The 12,336-nt window shown below is 39.4% G+C and carries 13 protein-coding genes; 2 read left to right on the forward strand and 11 right to left on the reverse strand.

From position 1 onward, the window contains the following. Window positions 1-39 precede the first annotated feature (39 nt). The 7 genes from MKZ02_RS18740 to MKZ02_RS18770 form a co-directional block, all read right to left on the reverse strand. The gene (locus tag MKZ02_RS18740) at window positions 40-570 is read right to left on the reverse strand and encodes a chromate transporter (protein ID WP_120036633.1); all 531 of its coding nucleotides are present in this window, start codon (window positions 568-570) and stop codon (window positions 40-42) included. Beyond that, entirely contained in the window at window positions 567-1,163 is a 597-nt protein-coding gene (locus MKZ02_RS18745; RefSeq protein WP_120036632.1) for a chromate transporter, read from the reverse strand. Before MKZ02_RS18745 ends, MKZ02_RS18740 begins: the two co-directional genes overlap by 4 nt. Window positions 1,164-1,270: 107 nt before the next feature. Beyond that, on the reverse strand, window positions 1,271-1,750 hold the full coding sequence (locus tag MKZ02_RS18750) for a GlcG/HbpS family heme-binding protein (protein WP_340855259.1): 480 nt from the start codon (window positions 1,748-1,750) through the stop codon (window positions 1,271-1,273). Window positions 1,751-1,775: 25 nt separating this feature from the next. Beyond that, the gene (locus MKZ02_RS18755; protein WP_340856457.1) at window positions 1,776-3,242 is read right to left on the reverse strand and encodes an aldehyde dehydrogenase family protein; all 1,467 of its coding nucleotides are present in this window, start codon (window positions 3,240-3,242) and stop codon (window positions 1,776-1,778) included. Between the two features lie 165 nt (window positions 3,243-3,407). Next, window positions 3,408-4,136 (reverse strand): TenA family transcriptional regulator, encoded by a 729-nt coding sequence (locus MKZ02_RS18760; protein ID WP_120036629.1) that lies wholly within the window; start codon window positions 4,134-4,136, stop codon window positions 3,408-3,410. A gap of 184 nt (window positions 4,137-4,320) precedes the next feature. Next, window positions 4,321-5,112, reverse strand: a complete 792-nt coding sequence (locus MKZ02_RS18765) for a creatininase family protein (RefSeq protein ID WP_340855261.1) — start codon at window positions 5,110-5,112, stop codon at window positions 4,321-4,323. Between the two features lie 69 nt (window positions 5,113-5,181). Beyond that, window positions 5,182-5,514: a 2Fe-2S iron-sulfur cluster-binding protein gene (locus MKZ02_RS18770; protein ID WP_120036627.1), complete on the reverse strand. Its 333-nt coding sequence runs from the start codon at window positions 5,512-5,514 to the stop codon at window positions 5,182-5,184. Window positions 5,515-5,770: 256 nt separating this feature from the next. Between MKZ02_RS18770 and MKZ02_RS18775 the strand changes: the two genes are divergently transcribed. Both MKZ02_RS18775 and MKZ02_RS18780 read left to right on the forward strand, forming a co-directional pair. Then, window positions 5,771-6,106 carry a hypothetical protein gene (locus MKZ02_RS18775; RefSeq protein ID WP_120036626.1) on the forward strand — a complete coding sequence of 112 codons (336 nt, stop codon included), beginning with the start codon at window positions 5,771-5,773 and terminating at the stop codon, window positions 6,104-6,106. A gap of 453 nt (window positions 6,107-6,559) precedes the next feature. Further along, window positions 6,560-7,942 carry a hypothetical protein gene (locus MKZ02_RS18780; protein WP_340855265.1) on the forward strand — a complete coding sequence of 461 codons (1,383 nt, stop codon included), beginning with the start codon at window positions 6,560-6,562 and terminating at the stop codon, window positions 7,940-7,942. A gap of 72 nt (window positions 7,943-8,014) precedes the next feature. Here the strand turns inward: MKZ02_RS18780 and MKZ02_RS18785 are convergent, their stop codons facing one another. The 4 genes from MKZ02_RS18785 to yyaC form a co-directional block, all read right to left on the reverse strand. Beyond that, window positions 8,015-8,710 (reverse strand): NAD(P)-binding domain-containing protein, encoded by a 696-nt coding sequence (locus tag MKZ02_RS18785; protein WP_340855268.1) that lies wholly within the window; start codon window positions 8,708-8,710, stop codon window positions 8,015-8,017. Window positions 8,711-8,820: 110 nt separating this feature from the next. Next, the gene (locus tag MKZ02_RS18790) at window positions 8,821-10,272 is read right to left on the reverse strand and encodes a hypothetical protein (RefSeq protein WP_120036624.1); all 1,452 of its coding nucleotides are present in this window, start codon (window positions 10,270-10,272) and stop codon (window positions 8,821-8,823) included. Window positions 10,273-10,863: 591 nt separating this feature from the next. Next, complete coding sequence (locus MKZ02_RS18795; RefSeq protein WP_340855270.1) at window positions 10,864-11,550, reverse strand: GntR family transcriptional regulator; 687 nt, start codon at window positions 11,548-11,550, stop codon at window positions 10,864-10,866. A gap of 153 nt (window positions 11,551-11,703) precedes the next feature. Then, the gene (gene yyaC / locus MKZ02_RS18800) at window positions 11,704-12,309 is read right to left on the reverse strand and encodes a spore protease YyaC (RefSeq protein ID WP_340855273.1); all 606 of its coding nucleotides are present in this window, start codon (window positions 12,307-12,309) and stop codon (window positions 11,704-11,706) included. Window positions 12,310-12,336: the final 27 nt, after the last annotated feature.

Genomic DNA, 12,336 nt, shown 5'->3' on the forward strand with positions numbered 1-12,336 from the left:
TAATCACCCGCTTTTTATTTCAAGCTTCCTTACTCTCCATCATGATAAAAAAAATCCCCCGTAAAAAAGAGCACAAACGATGACTAATGACGGATGGACCTTTAGTTTTCCAAGTGTCAAATAACTGGCTAACGTCAATAATAAAAGGTGGAATACCCCGCTATCTTCAAAAGCCGTTAAAAAAAATTGATAAGCCATCACTGCGAGTAATACAGCAATAATTGGCTGAACTGATTTTGTCATCAACTTAACCTTAGGGGAATCTTTAAATAAGTTTATAAACTTAAATAAAATAATAACGGCAATAGCAGAAGGAAGGATTGTCGCCGCTAGTGCTATCACGGCACCAAGAACACCCCCTAAATCATACCCGATAAAGCCTGCCAGTTTCGTTGCGATGGGGCCTGGCAGCGCATTGGCAATCGCTAACACATCGGCAAAGTCTGATAATGACATCCAGTCGTAATTTTCAACCACTTCATTTTGAATCAACGGAATGGTTGATGGCCCGCCTCCGTAGCCAAGCAAATTAGCAATGAAGAATGCCCAAAAAATATCCCAATAGATCATAAGCTTTTTTCCTTTCTTTGCATGTTGTTTTCATTCGCACGAGCTGCTTCCTTTTCCTTGTAGGAGGCAATGAAGAAAGCGGTAGCGAGGAAAACAGCGATTAAGATACCGGGATGCAGGCCAAGCGGTTCTACAAATATGAGGGAAGCGATAGAAAATATAAGCATTCTTGATAGCCCTAGCCCCTTGCGTCCATTTTCAAAAAAACGATAAGCCATTTCTGCAAGCATAAATCCAATCACTGGAGTCACGCCTTGAACCATCCCGCTCACTATTGGCGACTGTCGAAAAGTATACAGTGCTCCCAATAAGAAAATCATCGCCACAATAGATGGTACAATATGCGTAAGAATCGCCACAGTTGCTCCTAAATTTCCTTTTACTTTAAACCCGATATAGGCTGCCATTTTCGTAGCGATCGGTCCAGGTAACGTGTTAGCAAGCGCTAGTATTTCTCCAAACTCCTCTTCTGTCACCCACTTGTACTTTTCTACTGCTTCGTACTCAATTAGCGGAATAGTAGAAGGACCGCCTCCATAGCCGGTTACACCAGTTCGGGCAAACCCAATAGCTAAATCCACATAAGCTTTCAAATAAATCTTCCTTTCTCTCTAATAAAAATGAATGGGGCCTTCAGCCATTGGCGAATAAGGACCTCATCCACCCTGGACAGGTACTATGAATGAGGTCCCCGCTATGTTTATTTTTTTATATCAGCTTCTGTGATTACCTCTAAGCCGTCTTTTTCAAGGTGCTGCTGCAAGGCTTGCAAAGCAGCGGTTCCAACCGCCGTATCCTGTTCTCCATTCCCTCCGCTAATGCCGATTCCACCAATTACTTCACCGTTCACCACTATTGGAAAACCACCGACAAATACAGCAAACTTACCCGGGATCATCAATTGAATGCCAAATGCTTCATTTCCCGGAAGAGCAGGTCCATTTGGTTCTTTATTGAATAGATGGGTAGACCGCTTGTGACCGGATGCCGTATAAGCTTTTGCGATGGCGATTTCCGGTCCAGTGATTCTCGCTCCATTCATCCGTTCAAGGGCCAGAAGATTCCCTCCGTCATCAACTATGGCAATGGTTTCGAGCACCTGTATTTCTTCTGATTTTTGTTTTGCTGCTTCAATCATTAATTTCGCTTCTTCTAATTCTAGCTTTAATACTTTTTTCATTTATGTTCTCCTCTACTTTTCTTTATTAATAGCCGATATAAACTGTTTTCACTTGAGTGAAAAATTCTAACCCCGTTCTACCCGATTCACGGAATGTAGAGGTGCTTGATTTTTTCAAGCCTCCGAAAGGAGCATTCATTAAGTTACCGGTGGTTGTTCGATTTACTTTGACTGTTCCCGCTTGAATTTCTTTTGTAAATTGATGGGCAATCTTCAGGTTATTTGTGACGATCGATGCTGATAACCCATACTCGACATCATTGGCAATTGCTATAGCCTCTTCGTATGTTTCTACTGCTATAACCGCCACAACAGGTCCAAAAATCTCTTCTCTTGCAATTCGCATATCCGGCCTGACATCTGTGAAAACAGCCGGTTGCACATAAAACCCATTACGATATTCTTTTCCCGTCAGCTGTTCACCGCCATACACTAAAGAAGCGCCGTCTTCTTTTCCATAGGAAATGTATTTCAAAACATTTTTAAGCTGCTTTTCATTGGCGAGCGGTCCAATTTTTACTCCATCCTCAAAACCACTGCCAATTTTCAACTCACTTGTTTTCTCAATTAGCTTTTGAATATAGCTTTCTTTCACGTCCTCTAGAACAATCACTCGGCTCGTTCCAGTGCACGCCTGTCCGGTTAAGGAAAATCCACCATTAATCGTTAAGTTCACTGCTAGTTCAATATCGGCATCATCCATAACAATAATCGGGTTTTTTCCTCCCAATTCCATTTGTGTCCGGGTAGTAAAGGATGATTTCCGGTGAATATCCTCTCCTGCAGCCGTTGATCCTGTAAAAGTAACCGCCTTTACCGAAGGATGGGTAACAAGCAGATTGCCTATGTCCGATGACTTTCCTGTAACGAAGTTAATAACGCCTTCAGGAATGCCGGCATTATGTAATGCCTCAACGAGACGCAAAGCAATGAGCGGGGTATCAGATGAAGGCTTGAATACAACCGTATTTCCAGTAATCAAAGCTGGCGCAATCTTTCTAGCGGGAATAGAAAGCGGAAAGTTCCATGGAGTAATCACACTAACCACACCAAGCGGTTCCCTTTCCGTTGACACGTTCATATGAGGATCATCGTTCGGAAAGGTTTCTCCGGTAAAGCTCTGCCCCTCTACCGCATAGTAGCGAAATGTTTGTGCGGATCTTATGACCTCATTTCTGGCATCCTTAATATGCTTTCCTTCTTCTCGGGTTAACTCCTCCGCCAGCTTATCTGCATTTTCTTCCAATATACTTGCTGCTTGATTCAAGATAGCTGCCCGCTTGGAAGGAGCTGTCTGTGCCCACTGCGGAAAAGCTCGGTTGGCCGCTTCAATAGCAAGCTGTATATCTTGATCGTTTGAGGCTTGAAACGTACCAACGATTTCTTCTTTATTAGCAGGATTAAGACTATCGAATGTTCGGCCGCTTGTAGACTCTGTCCACTGGCCATTAATGTAATTGCTGAACGTAATTACTTTGGTTGTCAACACAATTATCACCTTTTCTTCTTAATGTCTTTCCTTTCTTGCGAAAACAAATTCCCTAAGAAAAACGGACCGTCACTCACAACCTCGATTTCACAAGATTAAATTTGACGGTCCGCTATAAATGCTCATCCAGTTAAAACCTCTTTATTGAGCTGATTGTTTAATTGTTCATTAAGATTGGACTAATGCTCCAAGATCTTTCTCCAGATACTCTCTCCATAAGCCATCCATATACATCCGCCGCATCTTTGCCCCTACACGAACGATTTCTAGGCAACGTTGCTGGAGTTCAGGTGTATCGGCATGGTCGAGTACAATTTTGTAACCGCGCTCTCCATGAATCTCATCCGATACAATATGCAAATCGAAGAATTCAATTTCTTCATCTGTAAATCCGTATGCCTCACGTAAAGCTGGTGTTTGCTTTCTATAAATATCAGGAACTTGAGATTCTAAACCGACAACTAAAGCTGCAGTGGCAACAACAAAATGTTCACGAGCCGCTACTGCATAGCACCAGCTTTGGAGGCCCAATGTAGTAGGTGCCATATTATTTGGATCCATTACGCGTTCGCCCGTTGTTCCACAAGCTTCTGCAAATCGAATGAGCAAATCAGTATGGCGATCAGCAGCGATTTCTTCTTCATACATGTTTTGTAAAGTAAAGTCTTTTGCAGAAGTGTATTTGGGATTATCAGGAGTATTGTGATAAATGTAGGCCAGGTAATCCGCGAACGGCCCGACGTAATGGTAGTGATTTTCAGCCCATTTAGCAAAATGCTTTCTTTCCAATTTTCCTTCAGCCCAAGCAATAGTGAATGGCGCCTTTTGGCTGTGATTGCCCTTGATCGCTTCTTCTAACTCTTTCCGAAATTCGTCTTTCGATAACAAACCTGTCATAATGAATCTCCTCCTTAGGTTTATTGGTGCACTTAAATTGGTATTTGATATTTTGTATACCAAATATGTTTAAAAATAAAAAGATTGGCTCTTCTATCCCTCTCTTTTTGAACTATATTAAACTATTTGGTATACCTCTAGAACTGATACTAAACTATTTCACTTTATTTGTAAACATAATATTTCAAATTTTTTTAAAATTTAACTCATTGATATTCACTCTCTCTAAATCTAACAACTCCAAAAGCTCTTCCGTCAAACGGTTAAGCGCCTCCTCGACAATCTTTTCTCCTATTTCACGACTCGCCTCCATGGCATTTCCAATACAGCCGTTTTTTGTCATCTCCTCATAACGATAAAAGCCTTGAATAGCACCGCCGGGCCTTAGCTGCCGCCACCTTCCCTCAATTTGAATCTCTCCCTTTGTTATCTTATCTTTACGTACAAGTTCTGGAGCTAAATAAAGGGCTTCGGACACTTCTCTCTCACAGCTGTGTCCAAATAATGGAGAAGAAATATAACTTTTTATAGATTCTTTTGCGGCAGCAGTCGTTTTAGCATAATAAACTTCCACTTCAAATTCTTTAGACAAAAGTGCGGATGCTGTATTTAGGGTAGCCATATTTCCACCATGCGCATTTAAAAACAAGAACTTTTTAATACCGTGATGTTGTAAAGACGAGACAACATCTCTTAAAATAGCGATTAACGTATCTGGCTGCAGAGAAATTGTCCCAGGAAAATTCAAATGATGTGGCGATACGCCCATACTAATTGTTGGAGTAATCAGCACGTAAGGAAACATCCTATCACCGAGCCGCTCAGCCATTTTCTCTGCCAGTACAGCATCGCAGCTTTCTGTCATATGCGGTCCATGCTGTTCATGAGCACCAACAGGTACAACTGCAAGCTGAACAGTTTCTAACGCTGACTCCACTTCTTCCCACGTCATTTTCGTTAAGTTGTAACACTTCATTGCCAATCAACTCCTGAACAGCTTTTGACTTTTGGCATTTTGTATACCTTTATTGTTAAAAAATAAAAACTACTTCATCGTAGCAGTGGTTCGTTTTTTGGGCGGCTTTATTGAAATGTTTTCTTGCGACAATTCAACATCACCTGTGATTGTTAACTGACAAGTTAGCCGGTAACCCTCATTTACTTTGTCACCGAGCATTTTTTCTTCTTTCCAGTTTGGCGGTCCGAGAGACTCTGTACCTTCAATCACTTGACAGGTGCATTTCGTGCATCTACCCATCCCACAACCATACTTTAATTTAGGAAATTGTCTGATCGCTGCCAAAACGACTAAATTAGCATTGTCCTTTACTTCTTGTTCTACAATGGATCCATCTACATGAAGTTTGACTTTCGGCATAGCACTGCTCCTTTTCTGTTTATTAAATGAAAATGGATATCTGCCCAAATTATAGCCTTTCCAAAGAAAAAAAGCAAATATATATTAGAATTATTAAAATATTTAGAATACATCTTGAACTTTTGAAAAATATCGTTTAGACTGGGATATAGAATTATTTGGTATACAAAACACCAAAAAAAAAGATAGTTACCTTTCTTTGTCTTCCTTTCCAAGAGTAGTTTAAATTAATTAATCTAATGAAGGAGTGTTGAAAGTGGGAAAATATGTAGTATTAACAAATAAAGATACGTTCCAAACCGTACTCGATAATGAAGGATTAAAACCGGTTGAAACTTATCACTTTTATTTCTTTGATAATCTAAAGGCTAAGTATACCATTGCGGAAGTGTTAGATGACGATATGAAAATTCAGTTGTTTGAAGAATATGAAGGAAAAGAATACGTCAATCACATTGGCATTAAATTTTTTGAGAAATTTGAAAGCATTGAAGCAGCGCGTGAAGAATTAGATGAAATTGTTAAAGCTTCTGGGAATAGTACCGATTCGATGCATTCTAAACTTGTTAAATCAGAACATGTAGCTGTTTAGCTAATCGTGTAGACAATCGGCTTCCCAGTCGGAGAGAAAAACTATTCTCTCCGACTTTTTTATTTACCTTCTTTTGAAGCATCTATGTATAAAAATAGGGCTATTCAATGGAATAGCCCTGCAATTCTTTAGAAATTAAGTGTTTTTCTCAATCTCAATAATTTTTTTTCTGCTTTCTCCATTGCTCTTTTAGAACCAAATAAAAAGTTATACATTTTGACCCCTCCACTGATTAATTAGTTTTATTATACTATGAATATTAAAAAAAACAATAAAATTGTATACCAAATACCAAAATTATTATATAATTATGAAAAAACTAAGAAAACATTGCTTGAACAGCCCTTTTTGGTATACCTTTTTCTATAAAAGAACGTTCCACGATTAAAAGAGTGGTGTTTCGAATTCACATTACACCGGGGTCCGCTCTATTATTAAAGGCTAGGTGATCATATGCTCAGATTTTTGTTTTTGGTTCTTATCACTTTCTATTTATTCTCTGCTCTCTTCCCCCAGTGGGATATCCAGCCGCTTCTCTCTGTTCTTTGTCTTACGGCGGTGGCAATTACATTTTGGGCAACCAAAAAATTCGTTCAAATATTGGGAAGTATTTTTCTAGCCTCTGGCCTATGGCTGCTTTGGACAAGCGGGGCATCTTGGCAGGAATACCTTCTCTCTTTCGGTCCGATGCTCGACTTGCTAACCATGTTTGTACTTATTCCTATATTAGGCATACCTATTCGACTTGGTGAATATGGAAGCAGTATTCAGTCTCTTATTCAGAAGAAGGTAAAAACACCTGGACACCTTTATATGCTTACTTCTGGTATCTCTTATTTTTTTAGTATTTTTATGAATTTAGCTACTTTGCCAATGACTTATCATTCCATTAGGCCCGCCCTCAGCATTTTCCCTGTTCAGCATAAAGAGCGCTTTATGAGCCGGGCAATTACACGCGGGTTTGCCATGCCTTTAACATGGGCACCAGTAACCCCTATCGTTGGAATTGTAATTGTAATGACAGGTGTAAGCTGGGTTTCTGTTCTTCCCTACCTTATTCCATTAAGCTTATTTGGATTGCTGATGGATTGGTACATAGGCTCCCGCAAAGCCAAAAAGATGCCCCTCTCTTCTGACAGTATCTCGATGCATGAAATGGCTGTCAGTGTAGAACAACATCCAGCGAGTCGTGCGGGCCGGGTATGGCAAATTTTGATCGCTATTCTTATTTTCAATGTAACTATTTCTATCGCTGAACTGCAATTCTCTTATTCCTTTTTAACTCTTGTATCATTAGCAGTTATTCCCTTTGCGTTTGTCTGGTCGCTCTTATTAAGGAAAGGAAAAGCATTTGGCAAACAATTATTGGAGCATTTTAGAGCTTTTTCTATTGGCATGAAGGATCAGTTTTTTATTTACCTGTCTGCTGGTTTTTTCATTTCAACCATCAAAATCTCTCATACCAATGAATTGCTATATGATTGGATTACAAGCCTGATCAATGTCATTGGCGTAGAATTCTTTTTAATATTGCTGCCTCTTATCCCTTTGGCTTTTGCCTTTATCGGTTTGCATCCTGCTGTTACGCTCGCTCTAATGGCAGAGGCTTTAGCTCCTGATGTCATTGGAATTTCTCCAGCCGTTCTGACTGTTGCCATGCTTGCTGGGGCGGTGTCTGCATTCTTAGTAGGACCGTATAATGCAACGATTGGTTTGATGTCCAATATTGCAAAAGAAAGCTCCTACAAGATATCTAATTGGAATCTTGGGTTTACCTTCCTTTATATTGGGTGTGTGGCGATATACCTATTTATGTTGCAGCTACTGACCCCCTAAATATTCAAAAAGACTGGCTCGTATGCAAATAAACTTCACATATGGGCCAGCCTTTCTTTTATGCCTTCCCTTTTATGTCCTGTCGAGAATACTTCTACGCTCCCTCTGCAATTCAGCTGCGACCTCTCTCCCGAAATGACCAAGTGTTCCTTCACTGTAAGAACGCAACACTTCGGGAGCAATGGAAGTTAACGCTCGTTCGACATATTTTATATCAAGTTCTTTCTTTGTGAATTCACGTTCAATGTCTAAGGCTGTTTTAACTGCATGATAAGTTGCTAATTTATTCACTTGAACTAGCCGCTCTTCACTATCCTGCTTGATTTCACCGAGAAATTGAAATATTTTTTGGATGCTAGATGGCAATGGGGACTCTGCAATAAATAGGCCATTCCCCCGCTCCAGTAACTCTCTGCTATGGCCCATAAACTTTACCCCATAAATGGATAAGTGGGGAAATTTGTGTTTTACTTCTTTCGTATAAAGAGTGGTAGCCATGTTAACGACATGCATGCTGGAAGTACCGATTTCTTTAGCTATAAATTGCTCAATAAACGGAATGACCTCTTTCGCCGGCAAAGCTAGAACAAGAATATCTAAGTTTAGAAGATCTTTCTCCATGAGTACCTGTCCGTGTTGATAATGTTGAACAAACTTTTCTGCTTTCAACTTGTCTGGGTGATATACTGCTACTGTTTGATTGCTGTCAGACCAATGCTTCATCATGGCCATGCCTAATTTTCCTATCCCTATCAAACCAACTCTCATAATCTCACTCTCCTTTCTTTCCTACTTTAAAACAGGACGATCCAAAAGAACAGTTGGTTTCTGTCTTTCAGGTCGTCCTGCGTGCTAAACAATCGCCTTTGAAGCTGTCATTACCAAATTACAATAGCCAGCAATGTCGCAATGAATAACCCAACTATAACCGGGATAAAATTCTTTCTGGCCAGTTCAATCGGCGACAATTGAAGAAAGCCTGCTACAGCTACAAGTGAAGACCAGGCAACAATGGTTCCTCCTCCCCAGATCGCTCCCATTTGTCCAATCGCGGCCATCGTTGACGGGTCCATCCCTACTCCATCTGCTAATGCACCAGACAATGCCCCTGTTAGTGGAAGACCAGAAAATCCAGAACCATCCAATCCAGTAATTAAACCTACAATAAGAATACCAATCCCAGCAAATAGAGCGTTCTGAGGAATAAAAGTTTGACCTGCCTGTACCATATCAAAGAGAAAGGCTGGCGTAGCAGCTCCTTCCTTTAAAGAGAGGATCGAGCCTGTGAATTCTCCACTACCCATAAAAAAGAAGCCAGCAATCGGAATAACAGGAGCCATCGCTCGAAAAGCAAAGACAAATCCTTCTGTTAAATGGTCACTAATTTTATCAAGCGCATGAATGCGATTAAAAGCAATCGTAGCTAATATTAATAGGATAGTCGCTACCCCTCCGACAAAAGCCGCTCCGTCTGTTCCTTCAAATCCAGAACCGCCAACAAGCTTTGTTGAAAACATATAAATCATAACCGCTAACATTGATAAAGGAACGATTACTGCAAATACTTTCCCCCATGTTTGTTTTCGTTGAACGATTTCTGCATTTTCATCTACCGTTGCAGCTAGTTCATCAGCGACATTGAAGTAAGCCTTTTCCTCTTCATTAAAATCAGCTTCCGATCTAGCAGCTGAATTTTGTGAAATCGCTTTTCGGGCTTTCATATAAACAATGGAAAGGGCGCTCAAGCCAGTCACAAGGGAAAGAACCAACACTTTATCAGTAACCAATAGTTTATCAATTCCCGCTGCCTTTGCGCTGAGCATAGGGGCGACCTGGATAATATAATCGGAAGAAAGCGCCATTCCTTGCCCTGCAATGACAATAACCATTCCGGCAGTCATCAATGGAAGGCCTGCCCGGACAGCTGCTGGTACGAGCAAAGCACAAATGAGCGGCACAGCAGGAGTGGGCCAGAAAAAGAGTGAAATAACATAAGTGATAATAATTAAAATAAAATAAGAGACATGTCCGTTTACCATTACTTTTTGTATAGGAGCAATTAATTTCTTATCAGCTCCTAAGTCCTTTAAAGAATTGAGGAGAGCAATCATTAAAGAAATGATAAGAAAGATGCTGAAAAGTTCTTTAGCTGCTACAAGATTCGCGTTAAAAACTGCTTGAAATCCAGAAATAACATTGCCTTTATATACAATAGCTACTAAAAATGTACCAATGATAACAGGCAAAACAACCCCTTTTCTAAAGAGCATTGTAGAAATAACTGCCACAGTAACAAGCGCATAAAGCCAGTGAGCTAATGTTAGTTCCATATCTTTCCTCCAATGTTTAATAAGATAAAAAGCCAGGCAAATCAATGCTTTATTTCATACTCATTGGCAAGAAGGAAGAGTTGAGCAGCAAAAAATACTTGTACAAAAGCAACTCATTATATTTTCCTTTTATAGACAAAAACAGCAAATAGAAAGCGCTTTTATTTTTTTACAGAGATAGTATTCTCTCTTTAATCTTGTTTTTCATCTTTTTGTATACTGTGCATTGTATACCAATATCTCCGAAAAATTATTTCTTGCCATTTTTCAGCCTAATCTCCAACAGGCTGATGGACAAGAATTCCCTCAATCGGCTTTTTATTCTCTGTCTACTATCCAAATCCCTTCATCTTATCCCTCCTTCTTTTAGTATCTCTAGTAACAAGTCAAAAAGATTAAAATCAATATATCACTAAAGATAGTTTTTAGTCAAATGATTTTAAAAATTTAGACAATTTCAACAAACTATTCCTGTTCCTCCGTTTGCAAGTCTGATAGTCCTCATACATTGGCTATATAATAGGAATGATGTAGCTTCTCCTCATTTCAAATGAATGAAAAAAGAAGGACTTCTATGTCCTTCCTGATCTTTTAGAGTTTTTCTTTAGCTTTTTTGTCTTGATTGACTGCCTCTATATAAGCTTTTTTTGAATTTTCAATGTGGATTTTGGTTAAATACTCTGCCATTTCAGCTTCCTGATTAATGATTGCCTTCATAATATTAAGGTGTTCTTCCATAGATTGTCTGGGTCTTCCCGACTTTTTAAATCCTGTTTTTGCAAAAGCCCTTATGTAATCGGTTAAGCTGCTTAGCATTTCATGTAGTTTGGCATTTTTTGCAGAACTGTATAACAAGTAATTTAATTCGGTATGCAAGTCCGAAAAATCTGATTCTTTCTCATCTTTTAGCTGTGTTTCTACCTCTTCTATATAGTGAGCAAACTTTTGCTTCGTTTCATCGTCAAGCTTTTGAACAGCTAACTTCGCAGCCAAGACCTCCAAAGAAGAAAGGATAGTGAATACTTCAATAATCTCTTTATCTGAAATATCTGCCACAATAACACCTTTTCTTGGCACTGTTTTTACAAAACCCTGTGACTCTAATCTGAATAAGGCTTCACGGATCGGTGTGCGACTAATATTTAGTTTTTCAGCCAGCTCCCTCTCTACTAGACGATCTCCCGTCTTAAGCTCACCGTCCAATATTAAGTCTTTTAAGTACAAATATGCTCTTTCGCGTATAGAGAGCAAATTCTCCTCTGACCAATTGTTTGCCAATTGTCCATCCCTCTTCCCTTTATTGTATATCGTATACCTTATAAAAATTATAACTTACTCTTTCTGTAAAGATCAAACCCCTTCTATTACACTGGAAAAGTACAGATAAATAGAAAGAATAGCGATTTTGCAGAGCCAAAAAATTTTTACTTTTTATGTTAATGAAATCCTTTCAGTAGAAAGTGTCTTAGTGATCACTTTCGTAATTGCTTTTGCAAGATTGATCACTGTGTAAAGCCGGGTGTTATTTAAAGACTGTGCAGGTGATAGCGGATCTAAATAATTCACTATTGCCCTCAAATGCAAATCCCCTACTTGAGGCAAAGCTTTATTAAGAGCGTTTCCCGGGATAAACGGTTCTTCTTTAAAGAGAATAAAGCCAATTTGATGTTCATCCCCTAAACAAGCATCAATTCCAAACACCAATGGATCACTATGTGTTTTATAAATTTCCTTTAAAACCTTTTCTAAATTTAAAGCGTGGACAGGCTCTTCCAGCGTACCGTATATAGGATAGGGAATTTTTTCTTTTTTCAGCATCGTTCCAACGAGAGGGCCGAGCGAATCTCCTGTCGAACGATCGGACCCGATGCATAAAAAAATAATTTCTTTATTAACTGAATGCTGCAGAGCCCATCTTACTTTACTAGACAAAATCTCTATTTCCCTCTCATCGATTTGGTCTTTGGCAGCCATGTAGTATCCTTTTTTTGCCTTTACTTCATTCTTTTTTCGCTTGGGAAAAGGCCACATATTCATCCCTATCCTCTCTATCTATATAGGTGT

The sequence above is a fragment of the Pseudobacillus sp. FSL P4-0506 genome (assembly GCF_038003025.1).
GTDB lineage: Bacteria > Bacillota > Bacilli > Bacillales > Domibacillaceae > Pseudobacillus.

Coding starts and splice junctions, on each gene's coding strand:
- MKZ02_RS18740 (WP_120036633.1), bottom strand. CDS start 570: ATGATCTATTGGGATATTTTTTGGGCATTCTTCATTGCTAATTTGCTT.
- MKZ02_RS18750 (WP_340855259.1), bottom strand. CDS start 1,750: ATGAAAAAAGTATTAAAGCTAGAATTAGAAGAAGCGAAATTAATGATT.
- MKZ02_RS18765 (WP_340855261.1), bottom strand. CDS start 5,112: ATGAAGTGTTACAACTTAACGAAAATGACGTGGGAAGAAGTGGAGTCA.
- MKZ02_RS18760 (WP_120036629.1), bottom strand. CDS start 4,136: ATGACAGGTTTGTTATCGAAAGACGAATTTCGGAAAGAGTTAGAAGAA.
- MKZ02_RS18785 (WP_340855268.1), bottom strand. CDS start 8,710: ATGAGAGTTGGTTTGATAGGGATAGGAAAATTAGGCATGGCCATGATG.
- yyaC (WP_340855273.1), bottom strand. CDS start 12,309: ATGAATATGTGGCCTTTTCCCAAGCGAAAAAAGAATGAAGTAAAGGCA.
- MKZ02_RS18780 (WP_340855265.1), top strand. CDS start 6,560: ATGCTCAGATTTTTGTTTTTGGTTCTTATCACTTTCTATTTATTCTCT.
- MKZ02_RS18790 (WP_120036624.1), bottom strand. CDS start 10,272: ATGGAACTAACATTAGCTCACTGGCTTTATGCGCTTGTTACTGTGGCA.
- MKZ02_RS18770 (WP_120036627.1), bottom strand. CDS start 5,514: ATGCCGAAAGTCAAACTTCATGTAGATGGATCCATTGTAGAACAAGAA.